Source organism: Paraglaciecola chathamensis S18K6 (assembly GCA_000314955.1).
Taxonomy (GTDB): domain Bacteria; phylum Pseudomonadota; class Gammaproteobacteria; order Enterobacterales; family Alteromonadaceae; genus Paraglaciecola; species Paraglaciecola chathamensis.
In genome coordinates, this window is the sequence record BAEM01000027.1 from 82,206 (window position 1) to 101,444 (window position 19,239).

The 19,239-nt window shown below is 44.5% G+C and carries 17 protein-coding genes; 10 read left to right on the forward strand and 7 right to left on the reverse strand.

Features of this window, described 5'->3' with window-relative positions:
- Positions 1-121 precede the first annotated feature (121 nt).
- Both GCHA_RS08635 and GCHA_RS08640 read right to left on the reverse strand, forming a co-directional pair.
- The gene (locus GCHA_RS08635; protein WP_007987161.1) at positions 122-646 is read right to left on the reverse strand and encodes a DUF1285 domain-containing protein; all 525 of its coding nucleotides are present in this window, start codon (positions 644-646) and stop codon (positions 122-124) included.
- A gap of 11 nt (positions 647-657) precedes the next feature.
- Positions 658-1,497, reverse strand: a complete 840-nt coding sequence (locus GCHA_RS08640; protein WP_007987164.1) for a DUF3014 domain-containing protein — start codon at positions 1,495-1,497, stop codon at positions 658-660.
- A 307-nt stretch (positions 1,498-1,804) separates the two neighbouring features.
- On the opposite strand from GCHA_RS08640, the gene GCHA_RS08645 reads away from it, so the two are divergent.
- Both GCHA_RS08645 and GCHA_RS08650 read left to right on the forward strand, forming a co-directional pair.
- The gene (locus tag GCHA_RS08645; RefSeq protein WP_007987165.1) at positions 1,805-3,052 is read left to right on the forward strand and encodes a sterol desaturase family protein; all 1,248 of its coding nucleotides are present in this window, start codon (positions 1,805-1,807) and stop codon (positions 3,050-3,052) included.
- An 84-nt stretch (positions 3,053-3,136) separates the two neighbouring features.
- Entirely contained in the window at positions 3,137-3,445 is a 309-nt protein-coding gene (locus tag GCHA_RS08650; RefSeq protein WP_007987167.1) for a DUF6482 family protein, read from the forward strand.
- Positions 3,446-3,460: 15 nt separating this feature from the next.
- Here the strand turns inward: GCHA_RS08650 and GCHA_RS23205 are convergent, their stop codons facing one another.
- The 4 genes from GCHA_RS23205 to GCHA_RS08665 form a co-directional block, all read right to left on the reverse strand.
- Positions 3,461-3,583: a hypothetical protein gene (locus tag GCHA_RS23205; RefSeq protein WP_007987169.1), complete on the reverse strand. Its 123-nt coding sequence runs from the start codon at positions 3,581-3,583 to the stop codon at positions 3,461-3,463.
- 125 nt (positions 3,584-3,708) lie between these two features.
- Positions 3,709-4,830 carry an AI-2E family transporter gene (locus tag GCHA_RS08655; protein WP_007987171.1) on the reverse strand — a complete coding sequence of 374 codons (1,122 nt, stop codon included), beginning with the start codon at positions 4,828-4,830 and terminating at the stop codon, positions 3,709-3,711.
- 124 nt (positions 4,831-4,954) lie between these two features.
- Entirely contained in the window at positions 4,955-5,461 is a 507-nt protein-coding gene (locus GCHA_RS08660) for a DUF6702 family protein (RefSeq protein ID WP_007987173.1), read from the reverse strand.
- 2 nt (positions 5,462-5,463) lie between these two features.
- Positions 5,464-7,914 carry a M1 family metallopeptidase gene (locus tag GCHA_RS08665; RefSeq protein ID WP_007987176.1) on the reverse strand — a complete coding sequence of 817 codons (2,451 nt, stop codon included), beginning with the start codon at positions 7,912-7,914 and terminating at the stop codon, positions 5,464-5,466.
- A gap of 282 nt (positions 7,915-8,196) precedes the next feature.
- Between GCHA_RS08665 and proB the strand changes: the two genes are divergently transcribed.
- From proB to GCHA_RS08700, 7 genes are all read left to right on the forward strand, one after another.
- Positions 8,197-9,294: a glutamate 5-kinase gene (gene proB, locus GCHA_RS08670; protein WP_007987177.1), complete on the forward strand. Its 1,098-nt coding sequence runs from the start codon at positions 8,197-8,199 to the stop codon at positions 9,292-9,294.
- A 47-nt stretch (positions 9,295-9,341) separates the two neighbouring features.
- Complete coding sequence (locus GCHA_RS08675) at positions 9,342-10,592, forward strand: glutamate-5-semialdehyde dehydrogenase (RefSeq protein ID WP_007987179.1); 1,251 nt, start codon at positions 9,342-9,344, stop codon at positions 10,590-10,592.
- Positions 10,593-10,708: 116 nt separating this feature from the next.
- Positions 10,709-11,113: a hypothetical protein gene (locus GCHA_RS08680; protein WP_153810707.1), complete on the forward strand. Its 405-nt coding sequence runs from the start codon at positions 10,709-10,711 to the stop codon at positions 11,111-11,113.
- A complete protein-coding gene (locus GCHA_RS08685) occupies positions 11,070-12,362 on the forward strand; it encodes an NAD(P)/FAD-dependent oxidoreductase (RefSeq protein ID WP_007987181.1) in 1,293 nt (430 codons plus the stop codon). The genes GCHA_RS08680 and GCHA_RS08685 overlap by 44 nt, the downstream gene beginning before the upstream one ends.
- Before the next feature lie 263 nt (positions 12,363-12,625).
- Positions 12,626-14,029 (forward strand): nidogen-like domain-containing protein, encoded by a 1,404-nt coding sequence (locus GCHA_RS08690; protein WP_007987183.1) that lies wholly within the window; start codon positions 12,626-12,628, stop codon positions 14,027-14,029.
- 66 nt (positions 14,030-14,095) lie between these two features.
- The gene (locus GCHA_RS08695) at positions 14,096-14,584 is read left to right on the forward strand and encodes an invasion associated locus B family protein (RefSeq protein ID WP_007987185.1); all 489 of its coding nucleotides are present in this window, start codon (positions 14,096-14,098) and stop codon (positions 14,582-14,584) included.
- 194 nt (positions 14,585-14,778) lie between these two features.
- Positions 14,779-16,674, forward strand: coding sequence for a hypothetical protein (locus tag GCHA_RS08700; protein ID WP_007987187.1), 1,896 nt, complete (start codon positions 14,779-14,781; stop codon positions 16,672-16,674).
- Positions 16,675-16,705: 31 nt separating this feature from the next.
- Here the strand turns inward: GCHA_RS08700 and GCHA_RS08705 are convergent, their stop codons facing one another.
- Positions 16,706-18,169 (reverse strand): M20 family peptidase, encoded by a 1,464-nt coding sequence (locus tag GCHA_RS08705; protein WP_039992269.1) that lies wholly within the window; start codon positions 18,167-18,169, stop codon positions 16,706-16,708.
- Between the two features lie 74 nt (positions 18,170-18,243).
- Between GCHA_RS08705 and GCHA_RS08710 the strand changes: the two genes are divergently transcribed.
- A complete protein-coding gene (locus GCHA_RS08710) occupies positions 18,244-19,140 on the forward strand; it encodes a DMT family transporter (RefSeq protein ID WP_007987191.1) in 897 nt (298 codons plus the stop codon).
- The last annotated feature ends 99 nt before the right edge of the window (positions 19,141-19,239 follow it).

The following is a 19,239-nucleotide window of genomic DNA, read 5'->3' on the forward strand; positions in this document are numbered from 1 at the left end:
TCAGCAGGTCAAAACGATACCGCGCACTAAATGTTAACGAAATGTATCGTCAGTAAAGTATTCACAACACAATGATTTTTATCGACAAAAGTTAACTGGAAGGGATGAAAATGTAGGATGACTATAACTTACCTAAACAAAAGCGGTAGTCACCGCTGTTGATATACACAGCGTCACCTTCTTGTTCGGCTTGCTCTATCAGTTGGTAGTAAACATTTTGATGCAGTCGCGCCCACAAATTTCGCCTTACATTGATATATGGCAAGGCGAGGTTATTTTGGCTGTCGTTTTTTAACTCTACCGGGTTTTCTGCACTAACAATAATTTGTTCATCAGTTTGAGTGGTAAACACCAGCAAATCACCTTGCTGCTCCCACTGAGTAATGACATAGGGCACGTCTTCTACGGTGATGCCAAGTTTTTCCACTGGCGTCACCAAGAAATACGCTTCACCTTCTTTTTTTAACACGCGAGCAAATAACTTTACTAAGGCCTTTCGGCCAATTGGCGTGCCCATATAGAACCAACTGCCATCATGTTTAATGACAAGCTCCATGTCGCCGCAAAAGTCTGGGTTCCACTTATCTACAGGAGGCAGCTTGCCTTGTTGGTCGCCAAGCTGCTTTTGTAGTGTTGCTAAGTCCATATTGTTCTCGGTTACTCTTGATCAGCGGCGATAGCCGTTCTGAGTTCACGTAATTTCGCTTTAATACGACGCATGTTCTCAGGACCTGTGCGCAGCAATTGTTTTTGCGGTGCGGCCAAAGCCTCTAAGCGTTGATCTTTGAACTTAAACATTACGCTGTCGGTGTAAACTTCTACAGGCATGGGGACTTCAGGCGTATCTAGTAACAAGTCTATGGCATCGATCAAGGTTTCGTCGAAATCTTGTCCTGGGCTGCTTATTTCGGCAAAAATCTCATTGATTGCGGGTTTATATTCCTGATAAAGCTGTTCTAAAGATTCAGGATCGAGCGACTCTAAAACATCAACGTAAGGGGTGTAACGTTTGTAGCTGGCAGGATCTATCCACTCTTTATCGGCTTGCTGAAAGGTACGAAACGTTTGGTCAGGTTTCGCTAGCACTTGATGGTTAGCAGGTAATTCTTCATCAGCTAAGTTGTTGGTAGTGATCACAAAGCGTTGCAATAAATCGTCATTGACCAACAAGCGAGCAAGCTCACCGTAATCTGACAACTTAAGCAATTCTGTTTTGACCGCACCGTCACTGGTATCTACTGGCTCTGGTTCAGGAATGGGTTCTGGCTCAACTTCGGGCTCAGGCATTACCTCTGGTTCTTCTTCCATAGGTTCTTCTTCTGGCATAGGCAGTGGCTCAACCTCAGGAATGGTTGTCACTGGCACATCCACCGGCGGAACTGGCTCTATGGGTTTATCAGCAGGCCAAAAAAGTACCGCGCCAATGATCACGATTAGCACAACAGCTATCGCTACATACGGCACTAGTGATTTACTTTTAACGTCTTCTTCACTCATAAAAACTCCTTTAGAGGCATTAACATGGTCCGAAACTGTGAATGTACCTGTTTACTACTTTGTTGAGAGTACTTCGCTTTCTACTCGCTAACTTATAGTGTTGTGATAAAAGATCAATCTATCAAGGGCATATATCTCAAATCATTGCATTTAATATGACAGATGGCACCGACCAAAATTCAATTTTTATATTAGGTTCACGCGCTAATAAATAGTAACTTTGTTAATAAAATGTTGCTAACAAGCGTTGAACGTCTTAATTTAGAGGAGTAATAGTCGAGAAATGTTTGTTTAAGGCAACACTGAAATGAGCTACATAATTTACGCAATACCGTTTTTCTTTTTGTTAATCGCATTAGAGCTATTAGCTGAGTACGTTAGAAAAACTGACTACTATCGTACTAATGACGCGATTAACAGCTTAACTGCGGGGGTGCTAAGCCGTATGTTTGGCATTCTAAAAGCGCTGGTGCCTTTCACGCTATACATCATGCTGTACGACAATTATGCCCTTTTTAGTTTGGGGGATAGCATTTGGCTGGGGCTGCTGGCATTTGTACTCTATGACTTTTGTTACTACTGGAACCATAGGTTTGGGCATGAGATGAGTATTTTATGGGCAGCCCATGTGGTGCATCACTCAAGTGAAGAATACAATTTAACCACTGCTCTGCGACAAACAAGTGGCAGCTTTTTAAGTTGGATATTCTATCTTCCATTAGCTTTTCTCGGTGTAGACCCTTTACTGCTGCTCAGTGTAGGTTCGCTTAACCTAATCTATCAGTTTTGGGTTCATACTCGCCACATCGGTCGGTTGGGTTGGTTGGAGTGGGTATTTGTCACCCCCTCTAACCACAGAGCGCACCATGCACAAAATCAAATTTACATTGACCGAAATTACGGTGGTGTTTTTATTATTTGGGATCGTCTGTTTGGCTCATTTCAGGATGAACTAGATGCCGAGCCACCGATTTATGGCATTCGTAAAGCATTACATAGTTGGAACCCGATTTACGCCAATACCCATGTATATCAACAGTTGATTAAAGACAGTTGGCGCACCAAGGCATGGTCTGACAAATTCAAGGTCTGGTTTGGTAAAACAGGCTGGCGCCCAGCAGACATGGAGCGAGACTACCCTTTAGGGCGAGTGGATCTAACCCGTTTTGAGAAGTTTGATATACCTCTTTCAACGCTGCGCAAAGTGTATGGGTTAATCCAGCACGGACTCACCACCTTTATTGGTTTAGTTTTTTTACTCAACATCACGCAGTTGGCTGTGTTACAGCAAATACTGGTTATTGCATGGGTGGTTTATGCCAGCGTTGCAGTGGGCGAGATATTATCCTTAAAACTCCTAGGCTGGTGGCTAGAGATAGTGAAGTACCTTTTCGTGTTCGCTGCTGTCATGACGCAACCTGTACCCATGTGGCTGAATCTGACATTGGTAGCTTTTGCGCTGGTTAGTGCAATGATGTGGCCGAGTTTGAGGAAAGAACACGTCCGCCACGCAAAGCCCGAGAAAAATGAGGAAAATATAGCAATTACCAGTTGATCCACGCATAAAACTTGTCAGTAAACATAGGCACGGTGGGAATTTACCTACCTAAGTAAGTCACTAACGTGGAATGATATAACTATGTTTACCTACGAGTTGCAGAGCGTTACAACACAAAAACCTGATATAGAAGTGGTGACAGTTGAGTCGCATGAAATGAGTCTGTACATACTGAGATTGACCATAGCGGGTCGACAAGGTGTGGTCTTTGACAAGCAGACCAAAAGACCTGCCGTGTTTAGAAGTACCGAACATATTCGTGAGGTTTTAAGTGAATGTAACGTCGCTTATGCAGAGCTAATTCACTTGTCACCTTATGACGAGATGATTGGCAACGGCAAGTCAGAGCGCGCTATGGTGTTGCCGCTTTTTATCTCGCCAATTGAATAACAATTTTCACTGGGCCTAGCGATTCTCAATCGTATTATGCACGAACAAATAGGCGTAATAGCAGCATAAGGCGACGACAATGCCTATACCAAGAATTGAGCCCCACGCGACGGGATCTGTCAGTATTAAAGCCATCATAATTGGTTTCCTCTGAGTTAGTTTTCGCTTTTAAGGTTAGCGAAAACCTCTGAGGGCAATTTGATCTGGATCAATTAAGCTGTGAGAATCGGTCTTTATTAACTTCATATAATTTCAGTTAGGTTTTACTCACTTTTTGCTTCAATAATTTTAAGCCAGTGGGTCCAAATATTCAGTTGGGCTAATGTCAGTTTAATGCACACCAACAAAGGTACGGCTAAAAGCACCCCAACCGCACCCCATAACCAGCCCCACACGAGCAACCAAAGCACAACGATTAAAGGGTTAAGCTGCATATTGCGACCAAGTACGGTAGGAGTAATAAATTGAGACTCAATCAGATTTAACACAAAGTACACGCCTGGAGGGATAAGCGCTGTCACTTGCATGCCAAACTGGACCAAACCCGCCAGCGTTAAGATTGTCGCGCCAATAAGTGAGCCTACATAGGGTATAAAGTTTAGTAAGCCAGCCAACACACCCCACAGTAGCGCATCCTCAATGCCTATGAAGTACAAAACGAGCGCAGTGCTTAGTCCTAGCCCAGCGTTGATAATACTCACGGTCACTATGTAGCGAGATAACTCTTTCTGGATGGTGGCAACTAAGCATCTCGCCTGATCTTTATCTGTAATTTTTGGAAAATACCGGATAAACGCTTCAAATAGCTTTGGTCCAAAAATAAGCAAGAACAAGGTTAGAATGACCCCCGTCATCAATTGCGCCAAAATCAATGGGGTGCTCGATAGTACAGAAAGCATTATTTCTAAGCCGCCCTGTTTTAAGCGCTGCGACATGGCATTGTCATCACTTTTCACTGGGGCGTGTTCTGCTTTTTCAGAGAAGATACCAAAAAAACTGAATCCGTCATCATCATCGTTTTGTGCTGGGGCATTCTCTTTGCCGTCCATAGCATCACTGATGGAATCGAGCTGCTCGGTAATGTGCTGGGTAAGTTCGGGAACCAGTTTAGCCCATTTTTGCGCAGGTTCAGCAAGCTCAGCCCCAAGAAACGTAAATGGCGCGATCAAAGTGGCTACCAAAAAGAAAGCGGATACCGTTCGCGGAATATGTAAACGTTGTAGGCCGGCTACTAATGGGCTTAAAAGAAGGGCGATCAATGACGTGACGACAACGGGCATCAGCAAACTTTGGGTGAAATATAGCGTATACAAAACGCCTAGAAAAAGTAACCAAACCACAGGTTCGGTTTTCTTTACCCTAGATTGATCTGAAAGTGTGGCCATTGATGTCTCATTATGTGCGGTTAATAACGCATAGAATACACGGGAAAAGCATAAGGTGAGATATAAAAATGCCCGATGAAAGAATCGGGCACTGATGATTGATAGTTAAGCGACTCAGCACCAATTAATGATGATCAAACTCTACTTTTAGTAGTTCAATTGAATCTTCAAAGGTAAGGGTTTGAATATCACCTTTGCCTTCGACATTGATGGTATTGATTTGGCTTGGCCACAAGTCGCGCAACGCATTATGTTTGATCACCAAGTTATCTAGCTGTTCGGGCTCAGCTGTTTCTTGGTAAACCCAAAAAAACTTACCATCAATCTCAAAACCGGCAGATTTTAACAAAATAGCTTGACCGTCTTGTGTGCCCATAGCAAAACGTTCACTCACGTAAGCACTGAACTGCTGCTGGGTTTTGGTCGAACCTATAATATCTGCGTTTTTACCAAAAATATGCCGCACTGCATGTTCTGCATCATGCAAATTAAAGCGATGCATGACCTCGATATTTTCGGTACGAGGATTAAACAATATTGTGCTAATGGCGGTTTTTTGTTGATGAGCGAAAACCGAGCTTGCTGCAATAAGCAACAAGCCGGCGATAGTACGGGTTAAAAGCTTAAACATGCTTAGTCGTCGTTCTCGTCTTCATCATCACTTTTAAGCTCGGTTTTGATGTCTTGCATGATATCCCGAGAGACCTTCTTCGTGCTCTTCTTCGCTTTGTATGCTTCGATACGTGAAGGAATTATCTTACGCGGATAATCATTGTTACTAACGTCGACATCGGCTGTTTCCCAGCGAGGATCCACTGATACACTGACCAACTCTTGATCTTTATCGGTGATTATCAGCTTGCTCACTGCTTTTGGCGTACGACGCCAAATTTCAGCAGGAATATACTGGTTCTGCGTTGTGCCATCAGCAAAGGTAAGTTCTAAAATAATCGGCATAACTAGCCCGCCTTTATTAGAAAAATCAAGAACATAGTAGTTCTTATCTTCTTTCACTGCGCGTTCAAAAGCGGTACGTTCCCAAGGCTCTAGGTCCTTTAGGAATTTGTTGTATTTATTACGCTCTTTATTGGTCACAGTGAAGCGATCATTTTCGTCGTAAAAGTCCGAAATATCAGGGAATCTGTCAACCCAAAGCTCTTTACCTTCAGCTTTGTTGCGCTCGTCGGTTACCGACATAGGTTTATCTAACTCTTCTTGACGCTGGCGAGCAAAATCGATGTCAGGATCCTTGGTGTCTAAACGTAGTTTAGAGATTTTATCCAACGAGATATCCACGTGATCTGTGGTGTAAAACCAACCACGCCAGAACCAATCTAAATCTACGCCGCTGGCCTCTTCCATCGTACGGAAAAAGTCTGACGGTGTTGGGCGTTTGAACATCCAGCGCTGAGCATATTCTTTAAACGCAAAATCAAATAATTCACGGCCTAAAATCGTTTCACGCAAAATGTTTAATGCTACAGCCGGTTTGGTATAAGCATTAGGGCCAAGATGTAAAACGCTGTCAGACTGGGTCATCACAGGCACTTGTGAGGTAGATTTCATGTAACCTACAACGTCTCTAGGCTCAACACCCCATGGAATTGTTGGGTCCCACTCGCGACCTGCTACACCATCTAGGAAACTATTTAAACCTTCGTCCATCCATGACCATTGGCGCTCGTCTGAGTTGACGATCATCGGGAAATAGTTGTGCCCTACTTCGTGAATTACCACACCGATCAAGAAGCGTTTTTCCGCTTGAGAATAGGTGCGGGTGCCGTCGTCTTGTAGTTCAGTACGCGGGCCATTGAACGAAATCATTGGATATTCCATCCCGCCCACTGGGCCGTTTACCGACTGAGCTGTTGGGTAGGGGTAATCAAACGAGAAGCGTGAGTACACATCTAATGTATGTACCACTGATTCTGTCGAGTACTTCTTCCATAAATCGCCGCCTTCTTTGGGGTAAAAAGACATGGCCATTACTAATGGCTGCTTTGAGTCTTTTTGCGCGTGACCTTTGGCGTCCCACATGAACTTGCGTGACGATGCCCATGCGAAGTCACGTACATTTTTAGCACTGAACTTCCAGGTTTTTTCTTTACTGGTACCGTCTTTTTCGTTCTCTAGGGCTTCATCAGCGGTCACCACGAAAACGGGGCGCTTTGCTGTTTCAGCATCTTTTAAACGTTTACGCTGAGTAGAGGTCAGTACTTGTTTTGGGTTTTGTAGTACACCCGTTGAACTTACGATATGGTCCGCAGGAACGGTCATTTCTACGTCATAGTCACCAAACTCTAGGGTAAATTCACCGCGACCAATAAACTCTTTGTTTGTCCACGCTTCATAGTCGGTGTATGCATGTAAGCGCGGAAACCATTGGGCAAGTAGGAATATATCGTTACCGCCTTCACGTTCGTCATCTGGGAAGTGCTCGTAGCCTGAGCGAGCCGAAACAGCGTCTTCTTCAACAATGTTGTAGGCAAAATCGATAGCAAAATCAACAGACTTACCTGGCGCTAGCGGCTTGGGTAGATCTATACGCATGTTGGTACCCACAATGACGTGGTGCAGTTTAGAGCCCGTTGCGTCGACTACCTTTTGAATGTCGTAGCCAAGTTCGTGGTCTGCAACAAATTGGTCGCGACGAAGGGCGGCCAAACTTACTTGAGCAGGTTTACTCGATGTTGCCCCTTTTGTTGCTGGGCCTCGAGCGCCAATACCACCAAAAGTGGTGGTCATGGCCGACATAGAGTCATTCTTAAATTTATTTTGATCCAACTGCAGCCACAAATATCTTAACGTGTCTGGCGAGTTATTGGTGTAGGTAATGCTTTCAGTGGCTTCTAAACGACGTTTTTCCTCGTTCAAATGCACTTTTATTTTGTAATCCACTTCTTGTTGCCAGTACTGGTGACCAGGCTGACCTGCCGCATTACGGTATACGTTGGGCGTGGGAAGAGATTCATCGAGTTGGCGAAACTTGTCTTTGAAGTCGCCTTTGGTTTGGTCGATAGCAGCGTTTGCAGCGCCCATCGATAATAGCGACAACAGCGCTGTAGTAATTAATTTATTGATCATGATATTCCCTGACTTTTGTAATACGAGCTGCACTGAATTTATTGTTATTTTTCATCGCAGCCGAACATAATATTATAAATGTAAAGCGAGATCTCGTCATAGGGACATTAATGCAAAGCTGCTTTGTAAGTAAATTGTACAAGTTGCTGAACGTTCACTTTTAGGCGCTTAATGGTTTTTGACACAATTTGTTCTCAAAATACCATAGCTTATAGCAACAAAATCTTGTTTCTAGGCAGGTTTGTCGTAATCTAGCAGCATATTAACTCGGTAGGATTTTTCATGTCACAGTTCACGTGGCAACGTGCCGTCATTAAAGTCGGCAGCGCCTTGATCGCGCCAGATGGCAAAGCATGCAGTAGTCAGTTTTTACTGCCTATTGCACAGTTTATTGTTGCTAGCAGGGCGCAAGGTAAAGAAGTCATTTTAGTGTCTTCTGGCAGTGTGGCAGCCGGACGCGGTAAAATAGGCTATAAGCATCATCCCTCTATCGCTGAAAAGCAGGCAATGGCCGCCATTGGTCAAACACAAATGATGGCCAATTGGGCACGTTTGTTTGATTTCGATTGTGGGCAAATATTGCTAACGTCAGATGATTTTCATAATCGTACACGCTACGTAAATATTAAAAATACCTTGCGCGAGCTATTGCGTAATAACGCCCTGCCGATCGTGAACGAAAACGACACAGTCGTTATTAACGAACTAAAAGTGGGTGATAACGATAATCTCGCAGCGTATACCGCCTTGGTAGCCCAAGCCGATACCTTGATTATCTGTTCGGATATTGATGGTTTATATGACGCCGACCCAAGGCAAAATCCAAACGCCAAGTTTATCCCTAGGGTAGATGAAATAGACCACAGTATTCATCAGTTGGCGGGTGGTGCAGGTACCAGTGTAGGCACCGGCGGTATGCGTACTAAAATTCAAGCCGCCGAAAAATGCGCCAAAAGTGGTATTCAAACCCTTATTGTTAATGGCCGTAACCCCGAAGTATTTGAGCAACTTGCGCTATCCAGGCAGCCCGGTACCTTGTTTGTACCTAGTAAAAATCGAGACAGTGCTCGTACCCAATGGCTACGCCACACATTACGCTCAAAAGGCACTCTCGTGATAGATGATGGTGCTTCGATTGCACTGGCGAACAATGGCGCATCCTTACTGCCCTCAGGTATTACCAGTGTATTAGGCTCGTTTAAACCAGGCGAAGCAGTTGATATTCGTTATAAAGACCAGATAATAGCTAAAGGACTTTGTTTGTACGGCAACAGTGAGTTGTCGCAAATTAAAGGGCAACGCAGCGATAAAATCGAAACCATTCTTGGTTACTCATCCGGCGAGGTCGCCGTCCATCGTGACGACCTTGTTTTACTCTAGCTTTCACGTTTTAGCTGGCTTTGATATCAATTTAGAGGATTTTAACAATGGCATTTTCAATCGCTCAAGCTGCTAAGGCAGCCCGTGTTGCTTCTCGTCAAGTAGCCAAATTATCAGCAACGCAAAAAGAAACCTTATTGAAAGACATTGCTGAGCGCATGTTAGAGCAAAGCGCAGAGATCATGGTTGCCAATCAACAGGATTTGGCGGCAGGGCGTGAAAATAATTTAGACGATGCCATGCTAGACCGTTTGCTCCTTAATGCTGAGCGCATTCAGGGCATAGCCAATGCGGTACTCGATATTGCTGCCCAGGCAGACCCTGTGGGTAGCATTGAACATATGCAACAAATGCCAAGTGGTATTCAAGTGGGCAAAATGCGTATCCCGTTAGGGGTGATAGCAATGATTTACGAGTCACGCCCTAACGTAACAATTGATGCGGCCGCTTTATGCTTAAAGGCGGGAAATGCCGTTGTATTGCGCGGAGGCAAAGAAGCCCTGCACTCTAATTTAGCTCTAGCTGAATGTATCAGCTTCGCATTAGACAAAAATGGTATAGATCCCGCGGCGGTTGTGGTTGTGCCAAACCCCGACCGAGCGGTGATGAACGAGTTAATGACCTTAAATGAAGATATTGACTTAATTATTCCGCGAGGCGGAGAAGGCCTTATTCGTTTTGTAAGTGAAAATAGCCGTATTCCTGTCATTCAGCATTACAAAGGTGTGTGTCACTTATACGTTGATGATGCGGCTGACGAAGGTAAAGCGCTGAACTTATTGAAAAACGGTAAAACTCAGCGCACCGGCGTATGTAACTCCCTAGAAACGCTATTAGTGCACCAAGATATAGCCGCCTCATTTTTGCCAAAAGTGCGCGAATTGTTTGACGAATTTCAGGTTAAAGTACATGCCTGTGAACGCAGCATAACCTATTTCGAAAACGCGTCGGCCGCTACTGAAGATGACTGGCATGCTGAGTATTTGGCGATGGAAATCGCTATTCGTGTGGTCGATGACTTTGACTGCGCTATCGAGCATATCGAAACTTATAGCTCGGGTCACACTGAGGTTATTGCTACTCAGGATTTTAGTCGGGCGCAGCAATTTATTCGTACCTTAAACTCGGCCGTGGTCATGGCAAATGCGTCATCTCGTTTCTCAGATGGGGGCGAACTTGGCTTAGGAGCTGAAATCGGCATATCAACCAGTAAATTGCATGCCTATGGCCCAATGGGCGCAGCTTCTTTGACGACACAGAAGTTTATCGTGTTAGGAGATGGGGAAGTACGTAACTAAGTTCGCCTACGACGTTTCTACCTGTAGGTTCAAAAAGTCAAAAAGGAGTTGTTTTGCCCAACCTGTCGATGGTTGCACTTGCACTGATGTTAACGCAGCGAGCGTGGATACGCTTGTTGAGCACAGGTGTGGCTGTTGCTTTTAGCCCGTTGGTTTATCTTTCGCGGTATTTAACGACTTCTTTCTGGCGAGGGTTTTTTATTGCCCTAAGGTCTAAAAAATGGTCATACCGCTTTGCTGAAAGCCGCCTGTTTTTACACAGTCTAAGCGAATCAATTCAGGTTGGTAAGTGCTTGCCAACCTTCTGCTCCCCTATTTTTAATCAAGCTCATCGCAGCTCTGCGCTGGGTGCTTTATCGCTTAATCAATTTATTACGCTAATTTATTTCCCATTATTTGCTGCCTTTTCTTCTGTTCGAATCGAACCTGCAGCTATGCGTAAACCGAATTCTATCGCAACTTTAAAAGGTAATTTTTATGAAACGTATAGTCGTTGTAGGCGGCGGGGCGGGTGGTCTTGAATTAGTAGCTCAGCTAAGTCGTTACTGCCGTAAGCATGCTGCTGTTGAGTTGATCTTGGTCGACAAGGTCAGAACGCACGTGTGGAAACCACTGCTACATGAAGTCGCCGCAGGCATTATTGATAAAAACTCTGACGGGGTGGATTACCGTATTCATGCGAGTCGTCTTAAATATGAGTTTCAGCAAGGCACGCTAAAAGGCTTAGACGAGCAGAATAAGACGATCGCACTCGACGCACTTTACGATGAAGAGGGTGAGCTAATTCTCCCTGAGCGTACGATTGAGTACGATATTCTCGTATTAGCCATTGGCAGTGTAAGCAATGATTTTGGTACGCCTGGGGTAAAAGAGAATAGCTACTTCTTGGATTCACTTGCCCAAGCAGAGCGCTTTCATCGCGCCTTGTTGAATCAAATGCTCAGAGTCAATCAACCTAAAACACAACAATCGCTATTAAAGGTTGCAATTGTGGGGGCTGGGGCAACAGGCACCGAGCTTGCGGCGCAGTTGCATCACGTAGCCAATTTATCTCGGGCTTACGGTATGCCTGCAATGTCAGCTCAACGTTTGGAAATTTCGATTATCGAAGCAGGGCCTAGAATTTTGCCGGCACTGCCAGAACGGATTGCCTATGCTGCTAAAGGCGCGCTACAGAAAATCGGCGTGAAACTTTATGAAGACACCAAAGTCACCAGGGCAGAAAAAAATGGCTTTGTTACTGCTGGTGACGAACTCATCGAAGCTGATTTAATGGTATGGGCAGCGGGTGTAAAAGCCCCAAATTTGATTAAAGAGCTTGATATGTTTGAAACAAATCGTGCACAACAAGTGTTAGTAGACCCGCAACTTCGGGCGAAAAACCATCAAGATATTTATGTGCTTGGTGACTGCTGTGCGTTTCAGCAAGAAGACGGTACTTGGGTGCCCCCTAGAGCTCAATCAGCCCATCAAATGGCATCAACAGTCTACAAAAATATCGTTAATCAACTCCAAGGTAAGGAATTTGAGGACTACAAATACAGTGATTACGGCTCGTTAGTACATTTAAGTAAGTACAGCACAGTGGGTAGCTTGATGGGAAATCTGTCTAACAGCAGTATGTTCGTCGAGGGTAAGTTAGCCCGCTTGGTGTATACCTCACTCTATAGCATGCACCAGTTTGCGGTTCATGGCTGGTTAAAGGCCACGCTGACAATGCTTAGCCGCCGAGTCAGTAAGTTTGTAGGACCTAAGCTAAAACTACACTAATAATCAAATACCTACCTAAAGCCAAGCACTCGTCTTGGCTTTTTCGTTTCTGATGGAATAATTATTAATACGGATTGGTATAACCATAAAGCGTCTTTAATTGGGCACGTGTTTAAATAACGGTGTCAGAAATTATTACACTATTATGACTTTTTAATTTAGGTGGCGCATAACCAGTTGATTTTTAAGTATTTAAATAACTGGTCTGACATTTGCTTACTTCGCGGTGATTTAGATTTTATGCAAACAAAAGGATGTAAAAGATGTATGAATTCAAGAAGTTAGTCAAAGCGGTAGCCTTTGGCGGCGTGCTAGCAGCGAGTATGGCTCCGATTGCCGCTAACGCAAGTGTATTGTTAGAAGGTTGGAGCGGTTCGGGTGATTCGGGGTTTGGCACCATTGCCCTTGAGAAAAACGATGATGGTTCTAGTCAGGAAATCTTTTTCAGTGATTATGCTGATCTTAGTTTTGATTCCGGTGTTAATTTCTTCGGCCGTAGCCATGACTCATTTTACGTAAACAATAACGGTAACATTAGCTTTAATGGCTCAGTGGGTTCTTTTACGCCAGAAGAGTTTCCAATTACTCGCTTTGGTGACGATAATGGTGATGGGGAATGTGAAGTAGACTGTAGTGACATTCCTCAAGCGCAAACTAATTCAGCATTTTCCACACCCGAAAATGACGATATTCAATCGCCCGCAGAATTAAATACTATTGCTATGATCGCACCCTTTTGGGCTGATGTAGACACAGGTTGTGACGACTGTGGTGACGTATTTATTGGCTCGCCTAATGCCGAGACCTTGGTGATTACGTGGGATAGAGTTGGTTTTTACCCTTCAGATAGCTCACTTACGAATACCTTTCAATTAGTCCTAATTGACCGTGCTGACACCGGTGCTGGCAACTTCGATGTTGAATTTCGTTATGAAGACATCAACTGGACCACTGGTGATGCTTCAGACGGTGAGAACGGCCTTGGTGGAGTACCAGCGCAGGCAGGCTATGACGCAGGCGATGGGGTGAATTTCTTCACTCTTCCTGGTTCACGTACTGATGAAGTGGTTAATTTGGATACTGCCGCTAGCAATACAGATACTGCGGGTATTTGGAAATTTGCGATTCGTGATGGTGAATTACCAGGCGATACCGCTGAAAATCCAATTTTACCCGTGATCGACCCAGAGAACCCCACTGACTACAACTTTGAATTTGTAATCATTGAGCCTGAGACGCCAATTTTCATTGACCCTGATGTAGCGGTTGGTTACGACTATATCGTAAACAGCGGCCCTAACATTACCTCGGTTATGTTGCCTACCGGTTTTGGCGATGATGTTTATGACCTTTGGTTATGGGATGCTGCCTTGATGGATTGGTTCGACACTGGTGAAGATTTGCTTGGTGGTGTTACCTATGATTTCGATACCGCGGTAGACCGTTTCCGTATATTGGGTATTGAGGCCTCTGAAATGGTAGACCCAACGGATCCTCAAGCGTTTGTAACTGCATTAACATTTGATGCTGCAGGTGTAATCAACATCAACCAAAATGCAATTACTGAGTTCGTTGACGACGCCCAAGCTGTGTCAGCTCCTGCAGGGCTAGGTATCTTCGCTCTATCTTTGTTGGTATTCTTGCGCGCTAGAAAGCGTCTCGCTTAATATTTGTTAACCATTAAAAAAGAGGAGCTATAGCTCCTCTTTTTTTGGCTTACATGGAGTAATAATATGCGTTTGGTTCTTACCGTTTTTATCTTTTTTTTCGCTGTTTCAGGCCTTGCTCAAGCCCAGAGTAAAGAAACATTTGGTTCTTGGAGTTTACTTTGCGGCGGCCAAGGAAACTGCTCAGTGAGTCAGCTGGTGGCGATGGACCCAGAGGGAAAGAAGGTGCTGCTTGGTGCCAATATTAACTTTTCTATTTCGAATAGCTTTCCAGTATTGATGATGCGCATGCCACCAAATTTAAATAAAACGAGTGGTGTTGGCATTAAGATTGATGATAACAAAGCGATTCAAGTTGCTTTGTCTCAATGCACCTCTGTAGCATGTCAAAGTGTAATAAAAATCGATAAAACCCTGTTTGCTGAAATGCGTGATGGCAAGCTTGCAAAAGTCGCATTCGCGTTAGAAAAAGGAAAGCAGCTTACGTTGCCTTTATCTCTTGATGGTTTTGCTGATGCTTACGCGGCATTACTTGCCACACGTAAAGGATCTTAAAGTACGTTCCCCAGCCTTAGGTGGTAATATTCTATTGCCACTACCTCAGCGGTATGACGCGCTAATTTTATTTACTCAATAATTGCGTTATCTTCTCAATGTTTGATTGTGGTGTGAATAACGCCCTATGAAACTTAGACGTTTATCGATTAAGTTTATGAAAATTAGAACTAAAATTAAAAGGATGTATTCAAATGGCATATGATTTTGGTACCAATACGTTGGGGATCAGTAACCCATTTAAACCCGAAGGGGCAACGAAAGCTGTCAGTGGGTTGGCGATTCTTATACTTGGCGTTGTTGCGCTTCTAGGCGTCGCCGAAGATTTGAAAACCGATTTGGTTTTGGCTTGGGTTAATGCGCTACTGGGCCTTACGCTTCTGACTTTGGGGCTTCGCCATACAGGGATTGGCTTATTTCAGTTGTTTAAGTATTTTGTCGGCCGTTCTGTACCTACTTCACTTGCTTATAACCACAACCCAAGCGAAAAGCAGAATGCCCAGCGTGAGCGTTCGCAAACGGCATATGACGCACAAGAATTAGAGTCTATGCTGATGGGGCGCAAAAACGCCACCTTTACTGAGCCAGAAGGCTGGATAGCGCGACTTATTCATACCTTATTACCGCGGCTCATCTTTAGCCCGTACCCGATCCGTAATTTTGTACAAGCCCTAGGTGGTTTGGTGTGTGCAACAATAGTGGGTTTGATTGCATTTGGCGCCGCCTACTTCGTTTCAGTATCAGGTTTAGTGGGCAATGCGGGTGTGATTATCACCCCCATATTATCCGTTTTATTACTGATATATCTGATAGCTCAATGGCGCAGCACGTCAAACTCGTTAGCGGCTTCAAATATGCGCGAACTACAGGCGAAAACCGCTGCAAGCTTGGCGAAACTGCTGGTATTTGCGATTGTGGTGCCTATTGTTGTCGGTTTTACTTACAACCAACTTAGCGCAAATGCTGCCCAGCAAACACAACAGGTCTTAGCGAATGTTGTAGCGTTTGATGCGTGGTGGAACTTATTGTTATTAATTCTATTAGTTTTGACGGTGATCGGCTTGTCTTGGGTGATGATCCGCGAACGTCTAGCATTAGCTAACCCGAGTACTGAAGTCAGTGAATTTCGTGAAAACTTACAAGAGTCTGTGCACCCCAATGAGATTTTCATCAATATTGAAAACATCGTCTTGGCTAATCGCCGTTACAAAGAAATTCCTAATCGTATGTATCAGGAGTTTGACCCTAAATTAGAAGAGCAAAGCCAAGGTAAAGGCAGTTTCAAGGGAAAGCTGCTCATTGAAACACAACCTGAATACAGTCAATTGACCTTTAGCGCCAAGTTTAGTGCGTTTCGTTTGCTGGCAACCGTGGCTGCTCAGATTATGGTCTTCGTGGGGGCTTTGTTGTTTTTCTTTACCGTGCAAGATGGCTATCAGTTGTATCAGTATATGGCCCAGCAGTTGGTGAATCTGGATGGTTTAAGCCAAGCGCGTGTCGATGCCATCTTACAGGGGTTTGGTTTGCAATTAAGTGGCTTTTTAGTTTTGCTGTTTAGTTGGCTAACGGTGTCTGCCGGGGCCAAAATTTTAGCCAGAGGCACGCATCTATTTTGGTCCGAGATGCAATTTAGTAGTTTATTGATGTGGATGAAAACCGAAGGCACTTTCACTGAAAGCAAAGTCTCTACTGGGATGTCTATCCATGATTCAACACGCTCTGAAAATGTGGTGGTGCGAAGCTCTATTACTCCTTGGATTATCACGTCTCGGGTGATGACCTCAACGTTTGCGACCACAGGCCCTAAAAACTTAGAAATGCCGCGTTATGTGATGCAAATGGATAAGAACAACCAAGAGCTACAAGGTATTGTGGGCGAAATAACGCAGTTTTTACGTAAGCGCGAAGCCATTGCGTCGATTACCAATGAGCAAGACTTATCCAGTGCTGAAAACATCTATCGGGTTAATGAAGCCAGCCGCGCTAAGCCTGAGCGTTTAAAAGCTGAGCCAAGCGAGGCGGAAAAAGGCAAGCTTGAAGAGCAAGCCGCCGGTAAGTTGCGGCAAGATGACGCAAACGAGTCAGCTTAATATTCACATTAAGTAACGCTGTCACAGCAGGCTAGCCTTGGGCTGCCTGCTTGACCATAGCGTAGTAAAATTGAATAGCGCGCAGGTAATCTTCAACCGATATCTGCTCGTTTACGCCATGAAAACGCTTCATGGTACTTGGTGTCAATTTGACCATCATAAAGCGATATACGTTGTCTGATAGGCCGTAAAATTTGGAAGCGTCTGTGCCGCCCTGCACTAGATAAGGTGCGACTAGTAAGTCTTGATCTAATCTGCGTATGGTTTGTTCAATTAGTTGATAACCGTAGCTTTGAGTCGAAGAAACCGGTGAGGCTTCGTTGGCCATAAAGGCTTCAATTTTTACTCTCGGGTCGTCTATGGCTTTGGTGATATGTTGGGTCACGCTGTTTACAGTATCCCCTGGCAAGATTCTGAAGTTGACGATGGCCTCAGCCTCGGTGGGTAAAATATTTGATTTTGAACTGCCTTTGAGCATGGTAACAGCCGTAGAAGTGCGAATACTTGCTGCTGAACTTGGAATGTTAAGCATCATGTTTTCTACCACAGGTGAGAATAACCACAAATTAGCCATAGGCAGCCTAGTGGCTAAATCGGTGGCAAACCCAATATGTTTAAACGTGTCTTGGATGAAACGCATGTCCGTCGAAAATGGCGCAGCTTCTACTTTCACAATAGCTTGAGCGAGAATACCCGCCGCGGTGTTCGCTGGCGGTTGAGATGAATGACCGCCTGCTGCGTTAACTGTTAGGCGCAGGTTAACAAAGCCTTTTTCGGCTATACCGATAATGGCCACGGGGGATGTAACGCCTGGCAACATATCTTGAGTAACCACGCCACCTTCGTCGAGCACGAATTCAAACTGGATATTTTGCTTGGCTAAATGCTCGGCTATTTTGAGCGCCCCATCCTTACCACCGGTTTCTTCATCATGACCAAAGGCGAAATAAATACTGCGTTTAGGTGCAATGCCTTGGGCAATGAGCATCTCCATGGATTCCATCAAGGCGACCACGCTAATCTTGTCATCTATGGTGCCTCGGCCCCAAATAGTGCCATCAACCACCTTACCGCTAAAGGGTGCTTGCTCCCACTGCGCTGCTGTTGACTCATCCACAGGTACCACATCCATATGCCCCATAAACAAGGCCGGTTTTAAACTAGGATCACTGCCTTTTAGGTGATATAGCAAACTATATTGGTTGATGACATCAAGCGTTGCTTGTTGATGCACAAGGGGAAATGCGTCTTTTAGATACTGCTGAAAGGCAATAAACGCATTTGCGTCAAACTGAGTACGGTCGTCATAGGAAATTGTTGGAATTTTGATTGCATCTGAAAAGCGCTCAAGGACTGCTTGCTTTTCTATCTGCACCGGCTCTAGCGGTGTTTTCACGTCGAATTGGTTATCGTTAAAAAAGGTATTGGCGCGGAAAAATAACACTCCACATAGCACCAACAGTAAAATGGCAAAACTCATTATTATTTTTTTCATATTTCGCTACTTAACGTCCGTTTTGAAGATAGAATCGTCGGTCAGTATAACGCTATGTGATTCAGGGGATCTAGTTGTCTAATACCGTGTTATTTTCTATGGTCGCCTTGATTTGGGGGACTACCTGGATCGCCATCACCTTTCAATTGGGCGAGCTTGATCCTATTTTATCTGTGGCGATACGCTTTTCGTTAGCCGCTGTTATTTTAGGTGGCTATTGCCTAGTAAAGGGCTTGTCGCTACGTTTACCTACTCATCTTCATATTAAGATGGCCGCTGCAGGACTTTGTTTATACGGCTTAGAATACAGCCTGCTGTATTTGAGCCAACAATATGTGATTAGTGCGCTGGTGGCAGTGATGAGTTCTGGCATGATCTACATCAATGTTGTGCTGCGTCGCGTTTTTCTTAAAAAGCCCATCCGTTTAGAAGTGGTCTTAGGCGGGACCTTTGGTATGTTGGGAATGGGACTTATATTTTATCCTGAGTTTTCTCACGTTCAGGCAGATACTGTCCTTGCTTTTGGCATAGCGCTCGCACTGGCCTCATTCCTATTTGCGGGGTTTGGCAATGTCATCTCTGAACGGATACTTGACTACGGTACGCCGGTTATTCAAATGAATTTCTGGGCGATGAGTTACGGCGCGCTAGGAATTTTCAGCTTTGCCTTCATGACTGATGTTCAGTGGATAGTCCCTACCCGCTGGCAATTCTATTTAGCTTTAATGTATCTCACCGTTTTCGGCTCAGTTATCGCTTTTGGCGCTTACATGAAGCTCATTCGGCAAATGGGTTCAGATAAAACCGCTTACGTAGCGCTGGTTTACCCTATCGTCGCATTGATCGCTTCAACCCTTTTTGAAGGTTATCAATGGTACCTTGCATCCGTGCTGGGCGTATTGCTGGTCATTATTGGTAACGCAATCGCCATGGGTAAGTTGTCTTTAAAGCATTTGGGGATCAGGGTGTAGTGACCATTTTGGAATCGAATTTAGATTAGTAGCTCTTTTACTTTGCGCGGTGTGATTGTGTTTTGTTAGCTTTATTTGCGCCAGAGTAGATAAAGAGTT